Source organism: Streptomyces sp. NPDC001406 (genome assembly GCF_042895285.1).
GTDB lineage: Bacteria > Actinomycetota > Actinomycetes > Streptomycetales > Streptomycetaceae > Streptomyces.
On the sequence record NZ_JBIAWG010000012.1, the window covers coordinates 289,748 to 315,280 of the forward strand.

A 25,533-nucleotide genomic window follows, 5' to 3' on the forward strand; every position below is an offset into this window, starting at 1 on the left:
TAGCTCCCCGCCCGCCCCGCGCGGCTCAGCCGAAGCGGCCCTCCACATAGTCCGCCGTGCGCGGATCGGACGGGGTGGAGAACATCATGGACGTCGAGCCGTGTTCCACGATGGCGCCCGGGGTGCCCTGTTCGGCCAGGAAGAACGCGCACTGGTCGGAGATGCGCGCGGCCTGCTGCATGTTGTGGGTGACGATCACGATCGTCACCTCGTGGGCCAGCTCGCGGATCGTCTGCTCGATGCGGAGCGTGGAGGTCGGGTCCAGGGCGGAGCAGGGCTCGTCCATCAGCAGGACCTTGGGCGTACGGCCAGGGAGCGGGCGATGCACAGGCGTTGCTGCTGGCCGCCGGAGAGTGCAGCGGTCATGGCCGGGGCACGGCTGTCGCACTGGTTGCCCCGTACATCCAGCGCAACAGCGTGCTCGACCATCACAGGGCGGTCCGGCAGGGGCCGGGGGCCCGGCCGTCAGTGGCCGGCGCCGCCGCGGGTGAACGGCTCGAAGGTGTGGCTGAAGTACCAGGTGTCCTGGGCGATTCCGGAGCAGGAGTTGGCGCCGGCAGTGCCGACACAGCCGCCGTTGTCGCGCTGGAGCGCCCAGAAGGAGAGGGTGTCGATGCCCCGGGCGACGGCCCACTTCTCGACCGCTACCGCGTCCTGGGTGGTGAAGGTCTCCTCGGGGCCGTAGTCGTCGATGCCGGGCATCTCGGTGACACCGACCGTGCCCCACAGCCGCGCCGGGCTCTTCTTCGGGTGGAGCGCGGCCAGTTGGTGGTACAGGCCGGTGGCGGCGCTCACGGTGTCGGCCGCCATGTCGTGGGTGGCGCCGTCCCAGTAGTCGAAGGTCATGATGTTGACGACGTCCACCCGGGCGCCGTTGTCGATGGCGTTGCGCAGCAGGGCCACTCCGCTCGGGGCGAGTCCGGTGGCCGTGGTCGGCAGGGTGTAGGAGAACTGGAGCCGGTGGCCGGTGCGTTCGGCCCAGCGCTCGGCCTTGGCGACGGCCTTGTTGCGGCGGTCGATCGCGGCGGTGTTCTCGATGGAGTCGGCCTCGATGTCGAGGTCGATGCGCGTGATGCCGTAGGTCTTGACGAGGCTTTCGTACACCGCGGCGATGGCGTCGACGCTGGTGCAGCTGTCGGCCAGTTCGGTGCCGGTGGTGTCGGCGCTGTATCCGCCGAAGGACGGGATGACGTTGCCGCCGCGGGCCTGGATGGCCGCGATGTCGCTCCCGAAGCTCGCCTCGGCGATCGGCTGAGCCGTGTCGCCGTTCCAGTACGGGGTGCACGAACCCGCCGCGGCCGTCTGGAGGAAGGCCATCGTGAGGTACTTGTTGCCGGACTCGGCGGCGAGCGCGGCCGGGCTCTCACCGGTCCATGCCTCGAAGTAGGGCGCGGCGACATGTGCGGGCATGGGCCTGGCGGCGTGCGGGGGCAGGTGCGAGGACAGCGGCGACGACGCCTGTGCGCCGCCTCCCCCGAGGGCAACCAGCGCGGTCGACAGGGCAGTTACGGTCACACCGGACAACAGGGTACAAAGGCGGCCAGATCGTCTCATTGACGCTCCCAGGGCGAACGGGGCCAAGAGCAGGCGTGGATGGTGGAAGGACCGGGAGAACAGCGACCATGGTTGGACTAGACCAATCGACTGTCAAGGTTCTTTACAATTAACTGACCCGGCAACCCCTCGCCGCGTCGCGCCGGTTCACCCGCCCCGGGAATCGGGCGCCCCCGCCTTCACACCCGTCATGGCCTGGCACTAAGGTTTCGCCGCTGCCGCGCGGACGGCTCGTCGATGCCGTCCGTTCACCTCGGGGGAGAGGCCCGGCAGCCGTCCATTCACTTGTGGGGGCACATTGAACACGCGTACGCGCCGCAGACTCGCGGCGCTCACCGGCGCCACCGCGCTCGCCGCGGGGCTCCTCGCCACGGTTCCGGGACCGGCGGCGGCCGACTCCGGCAGCTGGCCCGCCACCGACGGGAAGCTGCTGTACACCGACGGCGGCGGCTGGATGCACTCCATCAACGCTGACGGGTCCTGGTGGTCCTCGTTCAGCACGTCCGGAAACCAGGGCGCCTGGTCCGCCGACGGCAGCCAGATCGCGTTCGTGAACGGCGACTACATCGGCACGGCATGGGCCGACTCGGAGGACATCGGCAACCGCATCGCCATGCCGTCGGGCAGCGGCTGGCATCCGCACGATCCGACCTTCTGGTACGGCGGCGGCGACATCGTCTTCACGGCCGGTGGCCGGCTGCGGGTGACCGCGGCCGACGGCACCCGCACGCCCAAGGCCCTGTTCGGCACCGACGTCGACGGCTGCGACTCCCAGCCGAGCGGCGCCGTGAACGGCATGCTCGCCTTCGTACGGACGGGAACGAGTTGCGCCACCACCGGCACCCCGGCCGTCTGGATCTACGACGGCCGTTCCGGCGCGTTCACCAAGGTGGCCGACGACGCGAGCGAGCCGAGCATCTCCCCCGACGGCCAGTCGGTGGCCTTCACCCGGTCGGTCGACGGACACAAGCAGCTCTTCACGGTCAAGACCGACGGCACCGGGCTGACCCAGCTCACCACGGACGCGACCGACCACAACCGTCCCGCCTGGTCGCCACAGGGCGACCGGATCGCGTACGACATCTACGTCTCCGGCAATCCGGACGTCCCCCAGGGCCCGCAGGTGTGGATCCACGACCTCGGCACGGGCACGGAGACGCAGGTTCCCACGGCCGACGGCGCCAACGTCGCCTGGCAGCCGCTCCGTAACAACGCGATCTCCCGTGTCTACGGCTCCGACTCCTACGACACGAACATCGCGTCGTCCAAGTGGACCTGGAACACGGTCGCTACGAGCACGCCCGGCCTGAAGAACGCCAACGCGGCCGTGCTCATCAGTAAGTCGGACTCGGCGTACGCCACCACCGCGACCTCCCTGGCCGGCAAGAAGCGAGGGCCGGTGCTGATGACCTCCGGCACGGGCCTGGACTCCTCGGTGCAGACGGAGCTCAAGCGCATGCTGCCGAAGGGCAAGACGGTCTACCTGATCGGCGGGAGCACGATCCTCAACAGCACGGTGGCGTCAAAGGTGACCTCGCTCGGATACGTGGCCAAGCGGCTGTCCGGCACCTCGCGCTACTCCACCTCGGTGGCCGTGGCCAAGGCGGTCACCAGCGCGCCGAAGTACATCTTCCTGGCGACCGGCACCGACTACCACAACGCCCTCGCGGCCGGCTCCGCCGCCGGTTCCCTGGGCAGTTCCGGGACCGCGGTCGTCCTGCTGACCGAGGGGTCGACCATGACCTCGTCGGTCTACGGCTACCTGGACAGGTTCAGCCCGAGCACGACGAAGATCATCACGGTCGGGGTCGACTCCGAGTCGGCGCTGGCCAAGGCGTACCAGGCCCGCAAGATGCCGCACTGGCCCAGCTCGTACCGCTACTACCGGGTCGCGGGCGGCACGCCGCAGTCCAACGCCAGCAGGCTCGCCCAGTTCTGGTGGTCGCTGCCGTCGGACGCCGCGGTGGCCGCCTCGAACAGCTGGCGCGGCGGTGTCTCCGCGTCGTCGGCGATGACCACCTACGGTCCGCTGCTGTGGACCGACCCCACCTCGCTGCCGTACGACACCAAGCGCTACCTGATGTGGATGTCGTCGAGCCTGAACCACGTGGCCGTCTTCGGCGGAACGTCGTCGGTCGACGCCTCCCTCATCCCCAAGCTCGGCGCGGCCATCGGCGTGGGCACGAACTACGTCTACACGCCGTACTACAAGGGGCTCGCGCCGGTGTCCCCCACCGCCCAGCCCCTGTCCGGGCCCACCACCGGCTCCACCCCCAGCCCGAACCTCGCACCGCTCCAGGTGACGGCCACGAAGTAGCCGAGCTTCGCTCGCAGGGGCAGGCCCGGGTCAGCCGACCCGGGCCTGCCCCTTGGGGCCTTCCGAGCCGCGACGGTCGGCAGGGCGGGGCAGCAGGGCCGCCGCTGTGAGGCCGCCGAGGCCTGCCACGCCCAGGGCGATCATCGCGGCGGCGTAGGCGCCGGTGGTGAGGCCGGAGACCAGGATCGTGCCGGCGATGGCCGTGCCGAAGGAGGAGCCGAGATTGGAGACGCTGCGGGACAGGCCGGAGATCTCTCCCTGCTGCTCCTCGGGGAAGCTCGACTGGACGACGTTCACCGACGGCGTCAGCATCAGGCCCAGGCCGAGGCCGATCAGGAGGAGTCCGGGGGCGAAGGCCCACGGGTTGGTGAAGCTGCCGGCCAGGGCGATCAGTACGGCGATGCCGGCGAGGGTGGTGACGAAGCCGGTCATGATGAGCGTCCGCTGCGGTCGCCGCTTCGCGAGGCCCTCGGCGCACAGCGAGGTGACCAGCAGCCCGAGCGTGGCCGCCGTGAAGATCACCCCGGTCCGGATGGCGTCGTAGCCGCGCACGACCTGGAGGTAGGCGGCCACCGTGAACGACGAGCCCATCAGCAGCAGCCACTGGACGTTCTGGGTGACGAGCCCGAGGTTGGAGGTGCGGTCGCGGAACAGGGACAGCGACAGCAGCGGCTCCTCGCCCGCCGCCTCCTTGGCCCGTACGGAGCGGAAGAACCACCACAGCACGAGCGCGCCGAGGACCAGCAGGCCCAGCATCAGCCACACGTTGTTGTCCGCGGCCAGGATGCCCATGACGATCAGGACCAGGCCGACGGCGGAGAGCACCGCCCCGCCGGTGTCGAAGGGCCGGGCCGGATCGGGCGGCAGCGGGTCCTCGATATGCCGGCTCAGGACGACGATCACCACGATGACCAGCGCCTGGAACACGAACGCCGCCCGCCAGCTGATCCCCGTGGTGATGAGCCCGCCGATCAGCGGGCCCGCAGCCGCGCCGATGCCGCCCAGCGCCATGATCACGCCGAACGCGTGGGCACGGGAGGTCAGATCCGGGTGCAGGAGCGTCGTGAGGATGTAGACGGGCGGGATGAGCAGGGCCGTGCCGACACCCTCCAGGATCGAGTTGCCGAGGATCAGAACGCCCAGCCCCGGCGCGGCCGCGCTCAGCAGCGCGCCCACCCCGTACACGACCAGGCCCACCAGGAGGCACCGTTTGCGGCCGTAGCGGTCGGTCAGCTTGCCGCCGGGAATCATCAGTGCCGCCATGACCAGCAGGAAGATCGTGATGGCCACCTGCACGCCCTGCACGGTGGTGTCCAGGTCCCTGCTGATGTCGTTGATCATCACGTTCATGTTGGAGCCGGCGAAACTGCAGATGAACTGAGCCAGCGCCAGCGGGGCGAGAATGCGCCGACCCGGCGAGGCCTGTTTCGGGCCGTCCGTGTCATCCACCGGTGTCACCCCCGCCCGCGGGCGCGACCGGTACCGCGAAGCCCTGGGCCACCGGAAGGTCGTAACGGCTTCCCGGCCGTGTCTCCGCCTGGCTCAGCTGCTCGTCCAGGGCCATCGCGGCGGTGACCAGCGCGAGGTGGGTGAACGCCTGCGGGAAGTTGCCGAGTTGCTCGCCCGAGGGGCCGATCTCCTCCGCGAACAGGCCGACATGGTTGGCGTAGGTGAGCATCTTGTCGAAGGCGTACCGGGCCTGGGAGAGCCGGCCGGCGCGGGCCAGGGCCTCGACGTAGAAGAAGCTGCACAGGTTGAAGGTCCCCTCGGAGCCCCGCAGCCCGTCGGGCGAGGCGGCGGGGTTGTAGCGGTAGACCAGGCTGTCGCTCACCAGCTCCTCGCCCATGGCGTCCAGGGTGGTGAGCCAGGCCGGATCCCGCGGGGAGATGAAGCCGACCCGGGGCATGAGCAGCAGCGAGGCGTCCAGCACGTCGGTGTCGTAGTGCTGCACGAAGGCCTGCCGCTTCTCGTGCCAGCCGCGCTCCACGATCTGCTCGAAGACCTGGTCGCGCACCTCGGTCCAGCGGCGGACGTCGGCCGGGCGGGAGCCGGTGACGGCCGCGTGGATGCAGCGGTCGAACGCGACCCAGGTCATCAGCCGGCTGTAGGTGAAGTCCTGCCGGCCGCCGCGGGTTTCCCAGATGCCCTCGTCGGGCCGGTCCCAGTGGTCGGCGAGCCAGTCCACCACCCGGCTGATGGCCCGCCAGCCGCGGATCGCCCCGATGTCCCTGCCGATCACCAGGGCACCGCAGGCCTCGCCGTAGATGTCGAGCTGCAGCTGGTCGGCCGCCGCGTTGCCGGCCCGCACCGGCCGGGAGCCCATGTAGCCCTCCAGGTGGTCGAGGGTCTCCTCGGTCAGACGGGGGTCGCCGTCGACCCGGTACATGATCTGCAGGGGATCGCCGGAGGCGGTGCCGCCGGCTTCGATACGGTCGCGCAGCCAGCGGCGGTAGGCGTGCGCCTCCTCCTCGAAGCCGAGGTCGATCAGGGACCGGACGGAGAGCGAGGCGTCCCGCACCCAGGTGTAGCGGTAGTCCCAGTTGCGTTCACCGCCGACCTGCTCGGGCAGTCCCATGGTGGCCGCGGCGATGGGCGCCCCCGTGGGCGCGTACGTCAGCAGCTTCAGCGTGATCGCCGAACGGTTCACCATGTCCTGCCAGCGTCCGCGGTAGGTGCACGCCCGCAGCCACTTCAGCCAGAAGGCCCGGCAGGCCTCCACCTCCTCGACGATGCCGCCCAGGGACGGCCGGGGCGGAACGGTGCCGCCGCTCACGGTGCTGGTCAGCACCATGGCGGTCGCCTCGCCGGCCGCCAGCGTGAAGTGGGCGGTGACGTCGTCCCCGTCGGCCCGGAGGGCGACCCCGGTGGTGGACTGGAGGTGCAGGTCGGTTCCCGGGCCGCGGATGACCGCGGTGTGGTCGTCGTCCAGGGTGAGGGTGTGCGGGGCACGTCCGTAGTCGAAGCGCGGCCGGCAGGCGAAGCTGAAGGGCAGGCTGCCGCGGACGACGCGCGCGATCCTCACCAGGCGGTGCCGGTCCGTCGGTGCCATGGACTCGATCGGCATCATCACGTCGGCCACCTCGCCGACGCCTCCGGGCGCCATGAACCGGGTGACCAGGATCGCCGTGTCGGGCAGATACAGCTGCCGTACCGTCAGTCCGTTCCCCTCCGGGAGGTCGACGGCGAGACGGCAGTGGCCGCCGCGCTCGCTGTCCAGGAGCGAGGCGAAGACACTGGGCGAGTCGAAGCGCGGCGTGCACCACCAGTCGACGGTGCCGCCGGACGACACCAGGGCCGCCGTCTGGAGATCGCCGACCATTCCGTGCTCTGCGATGGGCGGATACCGGTCCACGGAGCCTCCTCGGTCGCGCCGCCGCGCCCGGACAGGCGCCGTCCCGGCCTTGCCCGTCCATCGTTCGGCCGCCGTGGCGCGCCTGCCTCACCCGCCGGGGGTGAGCGGCGGGCGGCACGCGCGCGTGCGAGGAGGCCGCGCCCTGCTTATCGTCGGACGTGCAGACCACGGAAATCCGCCCGGGCCGGCTCGCGGCCGAAGGAGCCCCGAGGCCGAAGGAGCCGGTACGTGTGGCGGCCCGCCCCAGGCTCCGCGCCGTGACGAAGGGTTAGCTCATGTCTGCGTCCAGCACTTCCTACACCGGCCCGCTGCGCGCCGCGCAGGTCACCGTGCCCGGCGGCACACCGGAACTGGTCGAGGTCGCCCCGCGAGAGGCCGGAGCGGGGTCCGTGCGGATCACCATCGAGGCGTGCGGTGTGTGCCACTCCGACCTGCTGATCAGCTCGGGCATGCTGCCCGGGACCACTTTCCCGGTGACGCCCGGTCACGAGATCGCCGGGCGGATCGACGCCGTGGGCGAGGGCGTGGCCGGATGGCACACCGGTGACCGGGTGGCGGTGGGCTGGTACGGCGGCAGCTGCGGATACTGCGACGCCTGCCGCGACGGCGACGCCGTGCTGTGCCCTCGGCTGTCGGTCCCCGGCGTCGCCTACCCCGGCGGCTACGCCGACTCCATCGTCGTGCCCGCCGTCGCCCTCGCGGCGATCCCGGACCAGCTGACCGCCGTCGAGGCCGCGCCGCTGGCCTGTGCGGGCGTGACCGTCTTCAACGCCCTGCGCAACACGGCCGCCCGCCCCGGCGACGTCGTCGCGATCCTGGGCCTGGGCGGTCTCGGTCACCTGGGCGTCCAGTTCGCCCAGAAGATGGGCTTCGACACGGTCGCCATCGCCCGTGGCCAGGAGAAGCGGGACCTGGCGCACAAGCTCGGCGCCGCCCACTACATCGACAGCACCGCGGGCGAGGTCTCCCAGGCCCTGGAGGCGCTCGGCGGGGCCAAGGTGGTCCTGGCCACCGTCACCAACGCCGACGCGATGTCCGCCACCATCGACGGGCTGGGCCGCCGCGGCGAACTCGTGATGGTCGGCGTCTCCCCCGACCGCCTCGACGTCACCCCCCTCCAGCTCCTGAACAACTCCCGCAAGGTCTACGCACACGCCTCCGGCGCCGCCGTGGACATCCAGGACACCCTGCGCTTCGCCGCCCAGACCGGAGTACGAGCCTGGGTCGAGGAGGTCCCCCTGGAGGACACCGCGGCCGCGGTAGCCAAGATGACCGAGGGCAGGGCCCGCTTCCGAATGGTCCTCACCACCGACCGCTGAGCCCACCGGGCACCGCGGCGAGGTTGCGCCGCCGTCGAACCCCTCGCAGACAGCGCCCGCCGGGCGGCGGGGCCGCCCAGGTGGCGGCCGGGGTGCTGGCCGCGGTCACGGATCCCCCACCGGCCGCAGCGGCGGGCAGGGCCCGGACCCGCTCCCGGACGATCTCACCACCGCCCGTGGAGCCCACCTGCCCGGCGGGCCAGGCAGCGCGGCCGTCGAACACCACGCCAAGGCAGCACACGGGCACGAATCAGCCGCAACGGCAGGCAGGCCCGGACCCACATCCGGACGATCTCACCACCAACCACGGAGCCCACCCACCCGGCGGACCAGGCAGCACGGCCGTCGAACACCACGCCAAGGCAGCACACGGGCACGAATCAGCCGCAACGGCAGGCAGGCCCGGACCCACATCCGGACGATCTCACCACCAACCACGGAGCCCACCCACCCGGCGGACCAGGCAGCACGGCCGTCGAACACCACGCCAAGGCAGCACACGGGCACGAATCAGCCGCAACGGCAGGCAGGCCCGGACCCTCCCGGACGATCCTCGCCGCCGGCCACGGAGCCCACCCGGGGGCCACGGCGAAGTGTGTTGCCCTCGAAGGCCTCGCGGATCAGCCGCATCCGGACAGGGCCCGTCAGCGTGACGGATGTCCTCACCACCGGCCGCTGAGCCCACCCGCGGGGTGCGGCAGCGGCTGTTCGGTCCAGATCACCTTTCCCTCGGTCGTGGACCGGGTCCCCCAGCGTTCCGTGAGACGGGCTACCAGGAACAGGCCGCGGCCGCCCTCGTCCTCGCTCCTGGCCCGGCGCAGCCGGGGTGACGTGGCGCTGCCGTCGAAGACCTCGCAGATCAGGGCGCGGTCGCGGATCAGCCGTAGGCGGAGGGGGCCGGTGGCGTGCCGGATGGCGTTGGTGACCAGTTCGCTGGCGACGAGTTCGGTGGTGAAGGCCAGTTCGTCCAGGCCCCAGGCGGCGAGCTGCTCGGTGACCGCGGCGCGGGCGCGGGAGACGACCGCCGGGTCGCTGGGCAGGTCCCACTGGGCGATCCGGTCGGCGCCCAGGGCGTGCGTGCGGGCGACGAGCAGGGCCACGTCGTCGCTCGGCCGGGCCGGGAGCAGCGCGTCGAGCACCGCCTCGCAGGTGTCCTCCGGCGGCCGGCCGGCCGCGGCCAGGACGGTACGGAGCTGGTCCAGGCCGGTGTCCACGTCCCGCCGGCGGTCCTCGATCAGGCCGTCGGTGTAGAGCACCAGCTGGCTGCCCTCGGCCAGCTCCAGCTCGGCCGTCTCGAAGGGCATCCCGCCCAGGCCGAGGGGAAGTCCGGGCGGCAGGTCGACGAAGTCCACCGTGCCGTCGGGTCCGACGACCGCCGGGACCGGGTGCCCGGCGCGGGTGAGGGTGCACTGCCGGGACACCGGGTCGTACACCGCGAACAGACAGGTCGCGCCGGCGATCCCGGAGTCCGGTGCGTTCTCGCCCGTGCCCCAGCCCTCGCCCCGGTCCAGCCCGCCGACCAGGTCGTCGAGGTGGGTGAGCAGCTCGTCCGGCGGCAGGTCCAGCGAGCAGAAGTTGTGCACGGCGGTGCGCAGCCGGCCCATCGTGGCGGCGGCGTGCAGACCGTGGCCGACCACGTCGCCGACCACCAGCGCCACCCGGGCGCCGGACAGCGGGATGACGTCGAACCAGTCGCCGCCGACCCCGGCCTGCGCGGGCAGATAGCGGTAGGCGACCTCGACGGCGCTCTGCTCGGGCCGCCCCCGGGGCAGCAGGCTGCGCTGCAGGGCGAGCGCGGTGGTGTGCTCGCGCGTGAAGCGGCGGGCGTTGTCGATGCAGATCGCCGCGCGGGCGGCCAGTTCCTGGGCCAGGGACAGATCGTCGTCCTCGAAGGGCGCGGGCCGCTCGGCGCGGTAGAAGCTCACCACCCCGAGGGTCGTGCCACGGGCCCGCAGCGGCACGGTGATGAGCGAGTGGATCCCGGCCGCGAGCACCCGCTCCAGCCGGGCCGGGTCCTGGGCGATCCAGCCGCCGGCCGTGGCCAGCACGGGTTCGAGCACCGACTGGCGGGTCTCCAGGCCGCGGGCCTGCGGGGTGGTCGGGACATAGCGCACCGTGTCGCCGACGCCGTACAGATGCGAGTCCTCGTGCAGGGCGCTCAGGGCGACCCGGCGCAGCGGGGCGTTCGCGCCGAGGGGGCCCGGCTCCTCGCCGCGCAGCACCGCGTCCGGCAGGTCCACGGCGGTGAAGTCGGCGAAGCGCGGGACGGTGACCTCCGCCAGCTCCTCCGCGGTGCGGGTGACGTTCAGGGTGGTGCCGATCCGGACGCCGGCGTCGTGCAGCAGCTCCAGGCGCCTGCGGGCCAGGACGGCGAGCCGGCCGACGCCGGACTCGCCGAGGAGCAGCAGCCAGCCGTCGGCGTCGGTGCCGTCCTCGTCGCCGGTGGCCCGGGTGGGGGCCGGGCGGACCGGCGGGGCCGAGGCGAGCGGCGGTACGACGGCGGGGACGACGGCCCGTATCGCGGAACGCGCGGGGACCGCCACGGCTGCCGGTGCGGGCGCCGAGGGCTGCACGTGGCGCAGCCGCGGGCCGCCGAGGACCCGGGCCTCCACGACCGCGCCCGTCTCGCCGGTCGCCGACCTGACCTGACGGCGCAGCAGGGTGGCGGTCCGGCCGTCGGAGAGCTGGACCTCCTCGACGGTGTCCTGCGGAGAGGCGATGAGTTCCTCGGCCTTCTCCCGCAGCACGGCCAGGTCGAGCCGGCCGATCTCGCCGCCGTTGTGGCCGGCCACCCGCGCCGACGGGGGCGGGGGCTCGCCCGCCGCGGGCAGTCCGCCGGCGCCGGCCAGCCGGTACGCGGCCAGCAGGGCCTGTTCCCGTTCGGCGGCCTGGCCGAGCAGCCGCGCCTCGATGTCGTGGGCGGCGTCCCGGGCCAGCGCCACCATGGCGGGGTCACCGTCGCCGCGCAGACAGGTGAGGTCGAGCACCGCCTCGACATGGCCGCTGAGCGGGTTGCGGACGGGCGCGCCCGCGCAGGCGAACGGCAGCAGGCAGTCGGCGAAGTGCTCACGGCCGGCGACGAAGACCGGGCCCCGCTCCGCCAGCGCGGTACCGACGCCATTGGTGCCCGCGGCCTGCTCGGAGACGTCGAAACCGGGAGCGAAGTGGACCTCGTCGAGGCGTGCGCGCAGCCGCGGGTCACCGCCGTAGCGCCGGATCAGGCGGGCCTGCCCGTCGCACAGTACGACCATCATGTTCACGTCGGCGAGCGAGTCGGCGAGCTTCCTCAGCACCGGGTCGGCGGCCTGCAGCAGCGGGTCGTCCAGTGCCAGATCCGATGTGTAGGGGAGCAGCAGCCGGTGCGGCTCCAGCCCAATGGACCTGCACCGTTTCCAGGAGTCCAGGACCGGACTGCGGACGTCCACGTCCACTCGTTCACCGGCCAGGAAACGCTCGTGGGCATCGACGAGCCCGCCGATGTCGTCCCAGGCGATGGACAACGGAATCACTTCCCTCACCAACCAGCCTAGTCCAAGCATGAACTGCATCACATGCGCCGGGGCATGCTGGAGTCCGGACGAGCGGGCCGGGAGGGCCGGGAGGTAGGAGGTACAGGCATGCGGTGGTGGGCCGGGGCATGGTTGGTGGCCGGGGTGGTCGCCTTGGCGGCGTGCGGCGGGCCGGGGGGCGGGGGGTCCGACGGGGGATCGTCCGGCGGACCCTCCACAGGGCCCTCCGGAACGGGGAGCGGCTCGGCATCACCGACGTCCAGTGCGCCGAACCGGACGACCGCGCCCCCGTCCGGACCCGCGTCCGCGTCATCGCCCTCGACCGCGCCCTCCGCCTCGGCGGGCGGCTGTGCCGCCGGGCGCACCCAGGTCACCGTCGCACCCGGTGACGCGCCCGTACGGCGGCTGTGCGCACGGCCCGGGACGGTGGTGTCCCTCGTCCTCGAACCCCGTGCGGACGACAAGCGATGGACGGCCGTACGCAGCTCCGCGCCCGCCTTCGTGCTGCCGTCCGGCTGGCATCTGGACCCGGACGGCACCGCCCGGGCCTCGCTGCGCTGCGCGGGCACCCGGGGCGGTACGGCCAAGGTGACCGTCTCGGCGAAGGCGCCGGACGTGGCGGGCGCGCCCGCCGTCGCCTTCACGCTGGACGTGAGCGTGGTGCCGTACCCGCGGGAGGGGTGACCCCGGCCCCCGGAAACCGGGCTGCGGCCGGAACCACCCCTCCGCGTCACGTCAGTCGCAGTCGCTGACCTTGATGGTGTAGATGCCACGGCCGTGGGTGGCCGCGTACAGCGTGCGGCCGTCCGGGCTCAGCTTCAGCTGGAGCACGGCGACGGCCGGGAGCCGGCCCACGCGCTGCCAGGTCGTACGGCCCGGCGCGCGGTAGACGACACCGAGGTCGGTGGCCACGACGAGGCCGCCGTTCGCCGTGACGACCGCGGAGTTGGTCGGCACGTCGGGCAGGTTCGCCGAGACGTCCTTCCAGGTGGTGCCGCCGTCCTTGGACTCGAAGACATGGCCGACGCCCGCGCCGGGTCCCTCGGTCCAGTGCCGGGAGAAGCCGTTGACCGCGAGGTACACATGGTCGGCGTTCTTCGGGTCGACGGCGAAGCCGCTGAGGTAGCGGTTGGGTACGGTCCCGTCCACCGGCAGGGTGATGTCGTGCCAGCCGGTGCCGTCCTCGTTGCCGACGGCGATGCCCCGGGCGAAGCCCTGGTTGTTGCAGGGGCCGCACCAGGCCACGTACACCTTGCCGCCCGAGGCCGCGACGGCGGTCGCGGCGCGGCCGGCGCCGAGGTCGTGCAGGCTGGTCCACTCCGAGCCGCTGCGGATGGCGTAGCCATGGGTCTGCACCCACACATGGCGGCCGCCCGCGATCCAGGTCGAGCTGTCCGACATGTCGGCCGCGAGCGGGGCGATGAAGCGGGCCTCGCTGGTGGCGCTGTCGGCCGGGGCGACGTTGTACGACGTGACCTTGCTCGGGTCGGTCATCCAACTGCCGTCGTTCACCGCGCAGTTCTGGGTGATCTGGATGGCCAGGTAGACGTACTCCTCGGCGATGTTGCAGCCGTTGGCGGGGTCGGTGAGGGTGTCACCACCGTCGCCGCCGAAGTTGGAGCCCATCACCTTGTCGTTGCCGCGCAGGACGGACTGGCCGTTGTCCTGCAGTCCGCCGGTGACCGAGACTCCGCCGTAGGTCAGGTCCTTGCCGATACCCACCGAGTAGTACTGGAGGGTGTCGATGGTGCCGTCGTTGAGCGAGGTCCAGTCGGTGGCGTGGCCGGAGGAGTCCTGGGAGCCGGTGACCGGGCGCCGGTAGACGCCGCCGTCGTTGCCCACGTACACGAAGCTCTTGCCGTGGTAGCGGCCGATCGCGACGCCGTGCTGGTCGGGGTGGGTGGTCTGGTTGCAGTCACCGGTCTGCTTGGCGGGGTCGATGCTCCAGCAGGGGAAGCCGAAGTTCCAGTACGGGCCGACCGCCGACCAGGTGCTGCCGCCGTCCTTGGTCTCGTGGACCTCTTCGAGCCCCGCGTACACGTGCTGCGGGTCGCTCGGGTCGACGGTGAGGAACTGGTTGTACCAGGCCTGGACGCCCGGCATGTAGCCGCTGCTGGTGAGCGCCGAGCCGTCCGCCGCGAGGCCCTTGTAGTCGGCGATCTTCGCCCAAGGACCGGTCGGGGAACCGGACTTGGAGACGAAGATGCCCTCAAGGCCGCTGTCCGGGTTGGTGTTGAGCTGCTCCGGCGACTGGTCGATGGCGTAGTAGCGGGAGCCGTCGGCGGAACGGGCGAAGGTGACGTTGCCGACGCCCTCCGGGTCGGCCGGCAGATCACCGAGGCCGCTGGTGATCCGCGTCCAGGCGCCGTTCACCTTGGTGTAGAAGCCGTTGTAGGCGTCACCGCTGCGCCAGCCGACGGCCAGGACCACCTTGGAGGGGTCCTTCGGGTCGATCGCGATGTCGTTGGCGATGTTCTTGTACGCGGCGGAGGAGTCGTTCGCCTTCGAACCACCCGGCAGATAGTCGGGGTTGGGCGCGAACTCCAGTTCCCAGGCGCCGGTGAGCTTCTTCGTGGAGTGGCTCCACACACCCCTGCTGGTCGCCGCCCACACCTTGCCGGCGCCGAAGCGCAGCTGGTGGACGGTGGCGCTCTCCAGTTCGTCGCCGCCGACCCGGCTGCGCATCGAGAAGCTCCCGTGGTGCGGGTGGGTCAGGACGTAGACGCCGCTGCCCAGGTAGGCGTCCGCGTTGGTCGTCGCCTCGCCGGTGCCCAGCCACAGCCGCCCGGACCCGTCGAGCGCGAGGGCGCCGGTGGACTGCGAGGACAGCCGGTCGCTGATGGGCTGCCAGTGCCCGCCGCCGGTGTGCGACCGCCACACTCCGCCGCCGGCGCTTCCGGCGTAGACGTATCCGTCGTTGTCGGCGGCCATCGCGGCCATCCGGCCGGTGACATTGCCCGCGCCGCCGCTGGAGTTGGAGTCGTAGTCGCGGTAGCGGGGGTCGTCGGAGTTGTAGGGCAGGTCGGTGACGTGGTGCCAACGTCCGCCGGTGCCGGGCAGTTCGCCCAGAGTGTTCCAGGCGGCTCCGTAGGCGCCCGGGGCGACGATGCCGGGCGAGGTGCGGGCCTCGGCGTACTGGTCGGCGCCCTCGGCTATCTCGTCGGCCTCGTTCCCGTCGTCCTCGTCGGCGGCCTTCGCCTTGTGGGTGATGCCGCCTGCCGAGTGCGTTCGTTCGGCGGCGAGCCGGGCGAGGGCGCGGGCGCCGAAGGGGGTGCTGTTCTTGCCGGGTGCGGCACTTGCGGGCAGTGACACCAGTGCGGCGGAGACGGTGAGGGCGCAGATCGTGAGCCTGCGTCTCCTGCGGGTGCGTGATGACAACGGATCCTCCCATGCGGGGCATTGATGCAGCCGTCGCAGGAGACCCGACCACGCAGGGGAGAAAACGTCCGACACTTGGCCAGAACTTGACCAGAACCTGTCACCGATGACGTTGCGGTCACGCCTGTCCTCGCAAGGGAGTTGGGGTGGGGCAGGGTACGGGGGGAGGCGGACCGAGGTCAGAGGGCGCCCGGCCGAGCGCGGCCCGGGCCGCGAAGGCGCCCTGGGAGCCGGCATGGTGAGCGGCACCGGCGTCGGTGCCAGAGCGCTCCGCGGCGAAGGGCGTGCATTCCGCCGACCGGACGACTGAGCTCAGCACGGACGCCCCAGCCGGGGCAGAGCGAGGGCGCCGCCAACCGGTCGGTACGACGCGGGCGCGAGCCCGTACAGCTCGTCGACGTGCCCGCCCGCATGGCTGAGGCGACCCGAAGTCCCGGCGGCCCGGCGGCCCGGCGGCCTCCGCGCCCAGGTGCGGGCGGCGGCGCACCGGGCCGTCGCCGGGCTGGTCGCCGCGCTCGGTTACGGCGACTTCACGGTCACCGAGGTGGCGGCGCGGGCGGGTGCGGCCGACTCCGGCATCCGCCGCCGGGGCACCGTCAAAGTCCTGACCTCCCGGATCCGACCGGCGCGTTCGGCCGGGGACCGGAGCCCTTCGGGCCCGCTCACGGCGCGGGCCCGCAGGCCGCCCGCGAGTGTGCCGGTGTCGGGGATGGGTGACCCGGCGGTCGGCCGGGGGTGGGTCACCTCCGTTGCTCGACCGTGCCCGCACCCGCGACGAGTACCCGCCCGAAGCCCCCGAGTTGGTCGGCCGCGTCCTCGCCCCGCTCTGCGTCCGCACCCTCTTCGGCACGGGCTCGACCGGCTGCCGGCGCACAGCGGGGCGTGAGCGGGGGGCGGCCGGAACCACCGGTCACCCCGCACCCAGTGGTGTCACTCCTCGATGGTGGGACGCGTGCGGCCCGGCTCCGGGAGTTCGCCCAGCTTCGCTCGGGCGTGCAGTACGTCGCTGATGAACAGGTCGTACACCAGGACCCCGATCACGCCGCCGATCAGCGGCCCGACTATGGGGATCCAGAAGTAGTTGCTGAACCACGCCCCGTCCCCCGGGAAGGCGTAACCGTCCCATCCGGCGAACCAGGTGAGCAGACGCGGTCCGAAGTCACGGGCCGGGTTGATGGCGTATCCGGCGTTCGCCCCGTAGGACATGCCGACGGCGGCGACGGCGAAGCCGATCACCAGCGGGCCGAGATTCGCCTGCACCGCCGTGTTGCGCAGGTCGATGACCGCCACGACGAACATGACCAGGAAGGCGGTACCGACGATCTGGTCGATCAGCGGCCCCCAGACACCGCCGTGGAAGTACGGCGCCGGAAAGGTGGCGAAGATCGAGAACGTGGCGAGCGTCTTCCCGCCCACATGCGGATCCTTCGAGGCCGTGTCGTACGCGTTGATCGCGTCGTGGTAGACGCCCAGCACCAGCGCCGCCCCGGCGAGCGCGCCGAGGACCTGCGACAGCCAGTACGGGAGGACCTTGATCCAGGGGAACTTGCGGCGCACGGCGAACGCCAGCGTCACCGCCGGGTTGATGTGCGCTCCGCTGACGCCGCCGGCCACGTAGATGCCGAAGACCACGGCCAGGGCCCAGCCCCAGGTGATCAGCAGCCAGTCACCCGCCGCCAGGAAGATCGTCGTGGGTGTCGCGGCACGGCCCGAGCCGGGCAACGCCGCGACCGCCATCGCCACGACACCGCAACCGAACGAAATGAGGACGAAGGTCCCCAGGAACTCTGCCAGGCACTCGCCCAGCAGGCCTCCGCGGCGCCTGAGCCGCGAGGGCTTTATCAGGGGAGGGATCTCAACAGCCATCTCGACCCCCTTCAGAGGGTGCGCTCCGGTGTGTTCCGGTGCATTCCGGATGTACCACCATCGTTGCGCACGAATTGATTTCCGACACTGCGGAGCAGTCACCGACAGATCGAACAAGTGATCGAGAAGGAAGGTGGCCGGGTCAGCTGTCGAGGTCGTCGGCGTAGTGCCGGAAGCCGTGCCGGTCCCGGTGCATGCCCCACAGGGTCTCCGCGAGCACGGCGGGGTCCTTGCGCGGGTGTCCCCGCACGATCGAGCCGGGGACGACGAGTTGGGCGACGTGGATGCCCTCCGCCGCGAGCCGGTCGTGCAGCAGATGGCCGTAGGCACTCTCGGCGGCGAACGCGATGGAGGTGCCCGCGCGCTCCGGGTGCGGGACGACGGCGCTGCCGCCGTTGACGAACAGGATCGTGCCGCGGCCCAGGGCCCGCATGCCCGGCAGCACCTGCTGGACGGCGACGACGGGGCCGTACACCGAGAACTCGACCGGCCCGAGCAGATCCTGGTGCGTGGTCTCCAGCACCGGCCGCATGAAGTCCCGCTGCGGCACCGGGCTGTACTGCAGCACCTCGACCGGCCCGACCTCCTCGCCCGCCGCGGCGAGGGCCGCAGCCAGCGCCTCCGGGTCGCGCACGTCGGCGACGAACCCGCGCGCGGTGATCCCCTCGGCGCCCAGTTCGCCCACGAGGGCGTCCAGCCGGGCCCGGTCGCGGGCGACGAGCGCGACGCCGTACCCCTCACGCCCGAACCGGCGCGCGACGGCCGCACCCAGTCCGGGACCGGCCCCGACGATGGCAATGGTGCTCATGACGCGTGACCGTACTGCCTTCCCGGGGACGCCGCACCCGTAGGCCGAGCCGGGGTCACGCCCCCCGGACCCGTCTCAGGCGGCCGGGGCGGGTGCGACCGGCCCGGCGGTGTCCGCAGCCCCGCGCTCCAGCTGTGCGGCGGTCACCGCGCGTACGACGAACACGGCGGCCACGGCCGCGCCCACCACCGCCGCGTCGGACGCCAGCAGGGGCCACAGCTCCGTGTACGCCCGCTCGATGACCTTGTCCTTCGAGTCCTCGTACAACAGCCCGACCCCGCTGAGCAGGCCGACGAGCCACAGCACCCACCAGACGTTCAGGACCAGCGGCGCCGGCTTGCCCCCGGTGCTCCGCTCGTAGACGTCCGCGACCAGTCCGCGGGGCACCCACAGATTCATGATGGGCACGATCCAGCCCAGGTAGACCCAGATATCGAGGTGGCGCGCCGGGCGGCCGGAGAGGATCCGGGCGTTGTCCCGGACCCGCCACAGCCACGACAGGAACACGAAGGCGCAGATCAGCGCGACAACCCCGCCGGCCGTGACGACGAAGTGGTACGAGTCCTCCAGCGCCGTCAGCGGGCGATGGTTGCCGTCGCCCTGGTCCGGCGGCCCGGAGGCGGGCTCCCCCGCCACGGCGAGCCGGATCTCCCACACCGCCCGGACCACCCAGGCGGCACCGGCGAGCAGAAGAGCGCCGACGGCAACCTGGGCGGCACCTTGGACCGGCCGCAGGACGGGGGGTTGCGGGGACTGCGTTATGTGGTCGTTCACCCGCGCATCCTGCCGCATGGAACGGGACCCGAGCCAGGCGACATGCCCATGACCGGCCAGCACGGTCGGACCGCCTTCGTACGGCGCCGAACCACCCGTCGCGGGTGAGGCCGCCCCCCGTTCGGCCGAGGGACGCTGCCCGTGCGCGGCCCCGGTGTCGGCGGCTCCGCGCGGCCCGCGCGGTCTGCATGGCCTGCATGGCCTGCATGGCGGAAGGGACGGTGGACGATGGCCGACGAGCGAGCCGAGCGCATCGCGGACTTCATAGAGCCCCTGCGGGTCCCGCCCGGCACCAAGGTGCATCTGGCGGAGGACTTCGACCCCGGCTACAAGACGGCGGGCGCCCGCAAGAACAAGGAGGGCGTCGAGCTGCTCCGCAACGGCATCGAACTGCTCTCCGAGTACCAGCAGCGGCTGGCCGCCCAGGACACCTACGGGGTCCTCATGTGCCTGCAGGCGCTGGACGCGGCCGGCAAGGACGGGACGATCCGCCATGTGATGAGCGGCGTCAATCCACAGGGTGTGCGCGTCACCAGTTTCAAGGTGCCCTCGGCCGAGGAGCTCGACCACGACTACCTGTGGCGCTACAACCGCCATCTGCCGGGGCGCGGCGAGATCGGGATCTTCAACCGCTCCCACTACGAAGAGGTCCTCGTCGTACGAGTGCATCCCGAGAACCTCCACCGGCAGAAGCTGCCGGAGGCGGCCCGGCGCGGAGACGTGTGGGAGCGGCGGTACCGGGAGATCAACGACTGGGAGCGCTATCTCACCGACAACGGCTTCAGGGTCGTGAAGATGTTCCTGAACATGTCGAAGGAGGAGCAGCGCATCCGCTTCCTCAAGCGCATCGACGTGCCCGAGCGGAACTGGAAGTTCTCGCCCGCCGACGCCCGGGAGCGGGCCCGCTGGGACGACTACCAGCGGGTGTTCTCCGAGATGCTGTCCGCCACCAGCACACGCTGGGCGCCCTGGTACGTCATACCGGCCGACCACAAGTGGTTCGCGCGTGTCTGCGCCGCCGCGGTGCTGGCGCACACCCTGATCGGCATCGATCCCCGGTACCCGCAGGTCAGCGATGAGACGCGGCACGAACTGGCCGTGGTGAAGCGGGAGCTGGAGCACGAGGCGCCCAAGGGTGCCGCCGCCGACCCGTACGCCGCCTCGGTCTCGTCCGGGGGATCCGGCAAGAAGGGCTGAAAGAGGCTGAACGAGGCTGAACGAAGCTGGAAGAAGGGCTGAGAGGAGGCCCCGCGCCATGACCGCGCAGACGGATGCCCCGCACGAAGGGGCGACGCAGGACCGGGCGTGGTACGCGCGCCCGCCACAGGAGGTCGCCGCCGCGTTCGGGGTGGATCCGGCCGTGGGACTGTCCTCGGCGCGGGCGGCCGAACTCCTGGCGCAGAACGGCCCGAACGCGCTCCCGGAGGAGAAACCCGTGCCGGGCTGGCGCCGCTATCTGGCCCAGTACCGCAGCTACATGCAGCTGGTCCTGGTCGCCGCCGCCGTGGTGTCCTTCCTGATCGCGGAGTGGAACACGGGCATCCTGCTGCTCGTGCTGACGGTCCTCAACGCGGTCGTCGGCATGCGGCAGGAGGGCAAGGCCGAGAGCGCCATGAACGCGCTCAAGTCGATGCTGCAGGCGACCGCCCGGGTGCGCAGGGACGCGGCGGAATCGGAGATCCCGGCCGAGGAGGTCGTCGTCGGCGACGTCGTGCTCCTCGCCGCGGGGGACGAGGTCCCCGCCGACGGCCGGATCGTCGCGGCCAGCGCCCTGCAGATCGACGAGTCGGCGCTGACGGGCGAGAGCGTGCCGGTCGCCAAGGACCCGTCGACCCTGGCCGGCGGCGATCTGGCACCGGGCGACCGCACGAACATGGCGTTCATGAACACGCCGGTCACGCACGGCAGCGCGACGGTGATCGTCACGGACACCGGCGCCGGCACCGAACTCGGCCGTATCTCCGGGATGCTGTCGGCGACGCCCCGCGAGGCCTCGCCGCTGGACCGGGAGCTCAACCGGCTCACCCTGTGGATCACGGGGGCGGCCGGGCTGACGATGATCGTGATGTTCGTCCTGGGGCGCGGCCGCGGCGAGGCGTGGGACGCGCTCTTCGTGAGCGCCGTCTCGCTGGCCATCGCCGCCATTCCGGAGGCCCTGCCCACGGTGACCCAGACCATCCTGTCGATCGGCGGGGTCGACCTGGCCGAGCGTCAGGCGATCGTGAAGGACCTGCCGTCGGTGCAGTCGCTGGGGTTCACCTCGGCCATCAACTCCGACAAGACCGGCACCCTCACCATGAACCAGATGACGGTCGTCGAGGTCCTCGACCCCGGCGACCGCTACACCGTCTCCGGCACCGGGTACGGCCTGGAGGGCAGGATCCACCACGCCGTCGGCAGCAACCCGGGCCTGGAGGACGCGATCCTGCCGTATGTGCTGGCCAGCGACGCGGGGCTGGTGGACGGCGCGGTGGTCGGCGACCCCACCGAGGGCGCCCTGCTGGTGCTCGGGCACAAGGCCGGGCTGGACATCGACGCCACCCGGGCGCGGCTGCCCCGGCTGGCCACGCTGCCGTTCGACCCCTCGTACAAGCTGATGGCCACCTTCCACTCGGCCATGGACGCGGCGGGCCGTCCGGTCGTGCGGTGCTTCGTGAAGGGGGCGGCGCCCGCGGTCATGGCCCGGGCCGCCACCGCGCTGCGGGACGGTACGAGCGTCCCCTGGGACGAGGAGCTGCGGCAGCGGGCGCAGACGCATGTCGAGCGCATGGGCGGCGAGGGCCTGCGGGTGATGGCCGCCGCGCGCCGCGACCTCGACCCCGACGCCTTCGATCCCGACGGCGACCTGCTCGCCCATGTCACGGACCTGCAGATGACGAGCCTGGTCGGCATGGTCGACCCGCCCCGCAAGGAGTCGCGGGCCGCGGTGGCCGACGCGCAGTCGGCACACATCCGGGTACGGATGGTGACCGGGGACGACGTCGTGACGGGTGCCGCCATCGCGCGACAACTGGGCATCGAGGGCGAGGCCGTGCTGGGCGCCGACTTCGCCGCGCTGCCGGAGAGCGAGCGGCTCGCCCGGATCGACGGGATCGGGGTGGTCGGCCGGGTCGCGCCCGAGCACAAGGTGCTGCTCGCCGACACGCTCAAGAAGAAGGGCGACGTGGTGGCCATGACCGGGGACGGCGTCAACGACGCCCCGGCCATCAAGGCGGCCGACATCGGCATCGCCATGGGCTCCGGAACCGAGGTGGCCAAGAACGCCGGGCGGATGGTGCTGGCCGACGACAACTTCGCCACGATCGTCTTCGCGGTGGAGCAGGGCCGCAAGATCTACGACAACCTCACCAAGTACATCCGCTTCGTCCTGGTGCTCCTGGTCGTGTTCGTGCTGACGTTCCTCGGCGCGACCCTGTTCGACATCGCGGCGGGTGAACCCTTCTCCCCGGCCCAGGTGCTGTGGATCCACTTCTTCGTCAACGCCGCCTTCGGCTTCGCGCTCGGCTTCGACCGGCAGAGCCCGGGGCTCATGGAGCGCCGGCCGCGGCCGCGCGGCGAGCCCGTGCTGACCAGGGGCGTGATGATCACGGTCGGGCTGTCCGGGCTGGTGATCACGATCGGTCTGCTGGCCCTGATCAAGCTGGGCGAGTCGCACTACGGCAGCACCGCCGTCGGCCAGTCGATCGCGTTCACCTCCTTCGCGCTCTGTCTGATCGTGGCCGCGCTGGAGTGCCGCAGCGAGACGGAGACCGTCCTGACCACCGCGAGCTTCGACAGCAAACAGATGAACTGGGCCATGCTCGTGGAACTCGCGCTCGCGGTGCTGGTCACGCAGATGGACGGCTTCCAGCGGCTCCTCGGGACGACCCAGATCACCGCACGGCAGTTCGGCTGGGCCCTGATACCCCCGCTGGCACTGCTGATCCTGTGGGAACTGGGCAAGCTCATGGCCAGGCGCGTCGGCAGGACCACCACACCGGCATAGGCGCCACTCCCCACTCCCCACTCAGGCACGGCACCCCGCTCGCAGCGCCGACCGCAGGACCGCCGCCAGCCGGCGCTCCCCGTCAACACCGGCCGGAACCGTGGGCACGGCCACCTCGACCACCACCTCCCTCGGCGACCACTCCCCGCTCCCCGCTCATGCACGACACCCCGCTCGCAGCGCCAGCCGTAGCACCCGGCGCCAGTCGGCCGTCGGTCTGCTTGCCGGGGCGCCGGGGCGGCGGCGCGGTACCCGTACTCGCAGCGCCCCGGGGACGATCCGGCACACGACGGGTGCGGGCAGCATGGTGTGCTCCCCGTCCACGCCGACCGGGACGGTGGGGGTCGTCGCCTCGACCACCACCTCCCTCGCGGTCAGTCGCGTCAGGCCCGGCGAGCGCGCGCCGCCCACCAGCCGTGCCGCCTGAGCCGTACTGCCGATCCGTACGCACACCACGCCCAGCAGCCCGGAGTCCAGGGACTCCCTGCGGCCCGGGCGGGAGGCGTCGGCGACGCGCCGGTAGGGGTTGTTGCTGACGAGCAGCGCCTGCAGGCCGTCGAGGTGCCGCTTTCCCGACCGCATTCCGAGCCGGGGCGCCTCGTCGCCGGTGAGGAGGTCGGGCAGGGTGCGCAGGACCGTGCGCAGTTTCCGGTTCCGGTAGGCGGGCTCGCCCACCACGGCGGCGTACGTGCCGAAGGAGGCGTTGTTGACGAACACCCGGTCGGCGGCGAACCCGAGGTCGACCCGGAGTTCCTCGCCGTCGGTCAGCGCCTCCAGGGAGGCGGCCGGATCCTCGCGGTCGAGGCCGAGGTCGAGGGCGAAGTGGTTGCGGGTACCGGCCGGAATCACCACGAAGGGCAGGTCGTGGTCGGCCGCGACCTCCGCCACCAGGGCCTGTGTGCCGTCCCCGCCGGCCACGCCCAGCAGGTCCGCGCCATCCGCCACCGCGCGCCGGGCCAGCTCCGCCACGTCCGGGTGGAGCGAGGGGTCCAGCAGGACGACCCGGGAGCCCGCCGCCCGGGCCCGCTCGGCCAGATGGAAGCGGGCCACCTTGCCGCCGCCGGCGTTCGGGTTCATCAGGAGCCACGCATGGCGCGGCGGCTCGGCGGGGCCCGTGTCACGGTGGCGCCCGCAGGCCGCTCCCGAGGGCGTCAGGGCGATCCGCGCGGCCGTGACCGCGAGTATCCACAGGCCCAGGGACAGGGAGGCCTCCCAGATCAGCCCGTGCGCGGCGAACAGGGCCAGGACCGCGAGCGGGGCGGCCACCGCCAGCAGCATCCCCGCGGCCCGTACGACGCCGGTGTGCGCGAGGGCCCACCACAGCCCGGCGGCGGTGAGGGCCAGCCCCGCGAGGCCGGCCAGCGCCCACAGCACGCTCTTCAGCCCGGCCGCCAGCAGCGGAACCAGTACGCCGGCCGCCAGGGCGAGCAGGGCCAGCCGAGCCCATCCGGTGTTCCGGCCGCCGCTCACGTTCGTTTCATCTCGGGGAACGGCCGCTCAGCACCATTTCCTTGGCCCGGCGGAACTCGTCCTCCGTGATGTCACCGTGGTTGCGCAGTTCGGACAGCTTGGCGAGCTCGTCCGAGCTGCTGGGCCGGCTCTGCAAGGCCGTCGTCTCACGGACGTACGAGTCGAAGGCCTCCTGCCGCTTGCGCGCCTCGGCGAGTTCGCGCTGACCCATGCCCTTGCCGCGGGCGACGACATAGACCAGGACGCCGAGGAAGGGCAGCGCGATGGCGAACACCAGCCAGCCCGCCTTCGCCCAGCCGCTCAGGGAGTCGTCCCGGAACACGTCCACGATCACCTTGAAGAGCAGGACGAACCACATCACCAGCAGGACGAACCACAGCATCGTCCAGAACGCGCTCAGCAGCGGATAGTCGTACGCGAGGTACACCGTGTCCACGTCTTCCCTCCGGGTTTCCCGCCGCCCCGGGCTGTCACCCGGCCGCGGCTGTCTGCTGCCCTCAGCCTGCGCACGGCAGGTGCGTCATGGCCTCACCCGAACCGGGTGAGGACGGGGCAGCGGGCATTGCGCCGTACGGCTGACGTCGACATGCGGCGGCGCCGATCCGGATCTTGACTGGGAGGGACAGCCTGGCCGAGTGACACCGATGGAGGCGTACGTGATGGCGGGTTATCGAACGGGTGCGGCGCTGGTGCTGGCGGCGGCGTTGGGTACGGCACTGAGCGGCTGCTCCGACAACGGCAACGCGTCGTCCACCGCGAGCAAGGCGGCGTCGGCCGCCGTCAGCAAGGCGGCGTCGGCCGCGTCCTCGCTCGCCTCGAAGGGCCAGGACGTGGTCGCGTCGGCGTCCGCGGAGGCCCGGCGGCGGCTCGCCGAGGTGAAGAACGGTGTCAACGCCAAGGACGAGGTGAAGCTCGGCACGCCCGCCACCGCCTCCGACGGCCGCACCACGGTGGAGGTCACGGCGAACAACACGGCGGACTCCGCCAAGTCCTTCGCCGTCCAGGTCAGTTTCAAGGACACGGGCGGCAACCTCCTCGACACGATGGTCGTCACCATCACGGACGTGGCGGCGGGCAAGACCGGGACGGGGACGGCCCGCAGCACGCACAATCTCTCGGGCGAGGTGAAGGCGGAGGTGGGGACGGCCCTGCGCTACTGACGGCCCCCGACCCGGATCAGGCCATCCGCTCAAGCCATCCG

The 25,533-nt window shown here is 72.0% G+C and carries 17 protein-coding genes and 1 pseudogene; 6 read left to right on the forward strand and 12 right to left on the reverse strand.

The window, feature by feature from the left end; all coding sequences use genetic code 11:
* Positions 1 to 25: 25 nt before the first annotated feature.
* A pseudogene (locus ACFY1J_RS29090) lies at positions 26 to 393 on the reverse strand (phosphate ABC transporter ATP-binding protein); the annotation flags it as partial.
* Between the two features lie 72 nt (positions 394 to 465).
* Positions 466 to 1,515, reverse strand: a complete 1,050-nt coding sequence (locus ACFY1J_RS29095) for a chitinase (protein ID WP_390732254.1) — start codon at positions 1,513 to 1,515, stop codon at positions 466 to 468.
* 337 nt (positions 1,516 to 1,852) lie between these two features.
* Here ACFY1J_RS29095 and ACFY1J_RS29100 point away from each other — a divergent pair, with 337 nt between their 5' ends.
* A complete protein-coding gene (locus ACFY1J_RS29100) occupies positions 1,853 to 3,871 on the forward strand; it encodes a cell wall-binding repeat-containing protein (protein ID WP_390732255.1) in 2,019 nt (672 codons plus the stop codon).
* 30 nt (positions 3,872 to 3,901) lie between these two features.
* On the opposite strand, the gene ACFY1J_RS29105 is transcribed toward ACFY1J_RS29100, so the two are convergent.
* Positions 3,902 to 5,320 (reverse strand): MFS transporter, encoded by a 1,419-nt coding sequence (locus tag ACFY1J_RS29105; protein WP_390708210.1) that lies wholly within the window; start codon positions 5,318 to 5,320, stop codon positions 3,902 to 3,904.
* Entirely contained in the window at positions 5,313 to 7,223 is a 1,911-nt protein-coding gene (locus tag ACFY1J_RS29110) for a glycoside hydrolase family 15 protein (RefSeq protein ID WP_390732256.1), read from the reverse strand. The genes ACFY1J_RS29105 and ACFY1J_RS29110 overlap by 8 nt, the downstream gene beginning before the upstream one ends.
* Before the next feature lie 275 nt (positions 7,224 to 7,498).
* On the opposite strand from ACFY1J_RS29110, the gene ACFY1J_RS29115 reads away from it, so the two are divergent.
* A complete protein-coding gene (locus ACFY1J_RS29115) occupies positions 7,499 to 8,542 on the forward strand; it encodes an alcohol dehydrogenase catalytic domain-containing protein (RefSeq protein WP_390708212.1) in 1,044 nt (347 codons plus the stop codon).
* Between the two features lie 662 nt (positions 8,543 to 9,204).
* On the opposite strand, the gene ACFY1J_RS29120 is transcribed toward ACFY1J_RS29115, so the two are convergent.
* Both ACFY1J_RS29120 and ACFY1J_RS29125 read right to left on the reverse strand, forming a co-directional pair.
* On the reverse strand, positions 9,205 to 12,081 hold the full coding sequence (locus ACFY1J_RS29120) for a SpoIIE family protein phosphatase (RefSeq protein ID WP_390732257.1): 2,877 nt from the start codon (positions 12,079 to 12,081) through the stop codon (positions 9,205 to 9,207).
* Between the two features lie 8 nt (positions 12,082 to 12,089).
* Complete coding sequence (locus tag ACFY1J_RS29125; RefSeq protein ID WP_390732258.1) at positions 12,090 to 12,425, reverse strand: hypothetical protein; 336 nt, start codon at positions 12,423 to 12,425, stop codon at positions 12,090 to 12,092.
* 52 nt (positions 12,426 to 12,477) lie between these two features.
* On the opposite strand from ACFY1J_RS29125, the gene ACFY1J_RS29130 reads away from it, so the two are divergent.
* The gene (locus ACFY1J_RS29130; RefSeq protein WP_390708215.1) at positions 12,478 to 12,735 is read left to right on the forward strand and encodes an acetyl-CoA synthetase; all 258 of its coding nucleotides are present in this window, start codon (positions 12,478 to 12,480) and stop codon (positions 12,733 to 12,735) included.
* Positions 12,736 to 12,786: 51 nt separating this feature from the next.
* Here ACFY1J_RS29130 and ACFY1J_RS29135 read toward each other — a convergent pair whose 3' ends face one another.
* The 4 genes from ACFY1J_RS29135 to ACFY1J_RS29150 form a co-directional block, all read right to left on the reverse strand.
* The gene (locus tag ACFY1J_RS29135) at positions 12,787 to 15,429 is read right to left on the reverse strand and encodes a glycosyl hydrolase (RefSeq protein WP_390732259.1); all 2,643 of its coding nucleotides are present in this window, start codon (positions 15,427 to 15,429) and stop codon (positions 12,787 to 12,789) included.
* Between the two features lie 930 nt (positions 15,430 to 16,359).
* Positions 16,360 to 17,295 carry an MIP/aquaporin family protein gene (locus ACFY1J_RS29140; protein ID WP_390708217.1) on the reverse strand — a complete coding sequence of 312 codons (936 nt, stop codon included), beginning with the start codon at positions 17,293 to 17,295 and terminating at the stop codon, positions 16,360 to 16,362.
* Between the two features lie 142 nt (positions 17,296 to 17,437).
* Positions 17,438 to 18,103, reverse strand: coding sequence for an SDR family NAD(P)-dependent oxidoreductase (locus ACFY1J_RS29145; RefSeq protein ID WP_390708218.1), 666 nt, complete (start codon positions 18,101 to 18,103; stop codon positions 17,438 to 17,440).
* Between the two features lie 75 nt (positions 18,104 to 18,178).
* Entirely contained in the window at positions 18,179 to 18,877 is a 699-nt protein-coding gene (locus ACFY1J_RS29150) for a DUF4328 domain-containing protein (protein WP_390708219.1), read from the reverse strand.
* Between the two features lie 228 nt (positions 18,878 to 19,105).
* Between ACFY1J_RS29150 and ACFY1J_RS29155 the strand changes: the two genes are divergently transcribed.
* Together ACFY1J_RS29155 and ACFY1J_RS29160 are read left to right on the forward strand one after the other, a co-directional pair.
* A complete protein-coding gene (locus ACFY1J_RS29155; RefSeq protein WP_390732260.1) occupies positions 19,106 to 20,074 on the forward strand; it encodes a polyphosphate kinase 2 family protein in 969 nt (322 codons plus the stop codon).
* Between the two features lie 58 nt (positions 20,075 to 20,132).
* The gene (locus ACFY1J_RS29160) at positions 20,133 to 22,862 is read left to right on the forward strand and encodes a cation-translocating P-type ATPase (protein ID WP_390732261.1); all 2,730 of its coding nucleotides are present in this window, start codon (positions 20,133 to 20,135) and stop codon (positions 22,860 to 22,862) included.
* Positions 22,863 to 23,018: 156 nt separating this feature from the next.
* On the opposite strand, the gene ACFY1J_RS29165 is transcribed toward ACFY1J_RS29160, so the two are convergent.
* Both ACFY1J_RS29165 and ACFY1J_RS29170 read right to left on the reverse strand, forming a co-directional pair.
* A complete protein-coding gene (locus ACFY1J_RS29165) occupies positions 23,019 to 24,332 on the reverse strand; it encodes a diacylglycerol/lipid kinase family protein (protein ID WP_390732262.1) in 1,314 nt (437 codons plus the stop codon).
* Positions 24,333 to 24,339: 7 nt separating this feature from the next.
* A complete protein-coding gene (locus ACFY1J_RS29170) occupies positions 24,340 to 24,714 on the reverse strand; it encodes an SHOCT domain-containing protein (protein ID WP_390708542.1) in 375 nt (124 codons plus the stop codon).
* 262 nt (positions 24,715 to 24,976) lie between these two features.
* Between ACFY1J_RS29170 and ACFY1J_RS29175 the strand changes: the two genes are divergently transcribed.
* Positions 24,977 to 25,492, forward strand: coding sequence for a hypothetical protein (locus tag ACFY1J_RS29175; RefSeq protein ID WP_390708543.1), 516 nt, complete (start codon positions 24,977 to 24,979; stop codon positions 25,490 to 25,492).
* Positions 25,493 to 25,533: the final 41 nt, after the last annotated feature.

Bases quoted from the DNA above. Each gene is read 5' to 3' on its own strand.
- ACFY1J_RS29115 (WP_390708212.1), top strand. From the start codon at position 7,499: ATGTCTGCGTCCAGCACTTCCTACACCGGCCCGCTGCGCGCCGCGCAG.
- ACFY1J_RS29120 (WP_390732257.1), bottom strand. From the start codon at position 12,081: ATGCTTGGACTAGGCTGGTTGGTGAGGGAAGTGATTCCGTTGTCCATC.
- ACFY1J_RS29140 (WP_390708217.1), bottom strand. From the start codon at position 17,295: ATGGCTGTTGAGATCCCTCCCCTGATAAAGCCCTCGCGGCTCAGGCGC.
- ACFY1J_RS29145 (WP_390708218.1), bottom strand. From the start codon at position 18,103: ATGAGCACCATTGCCATCGTCGGGGCCGGTCCCGGACTGGGTGCGGCC.
- ACFY1J_RS29155 (WP_390732260.1), top strand. From the start codon at position 19,106: ATGGCCGACGAGCGAGCCGAGCGCATCGCGGACTTCATAGAGCCCCTG.
- ACFY1J_RS29160 (WP_390732261.1), top strand. From the start codon at position 20,133: ATGACCGCGCAGACGGATGCCCCGCACGAAGGGGCGACGCAGGACCGG.
- ACFY1J_RS29170 (WP_390708542.1), bottom strand. From the start codon at position 24,714: ATGCTGTGGTTCGTCCTGCTGGTGATGTGGTTCGTCCTGCTCTTCAAG.
- ACFY1J_RS29175 (WP_390708543.1), top strand. From the start codon at position 24,977: ATGGAGGCGTACGTGATGGCGGGTTATCGAACGGGTGCGGCGCTGGTG.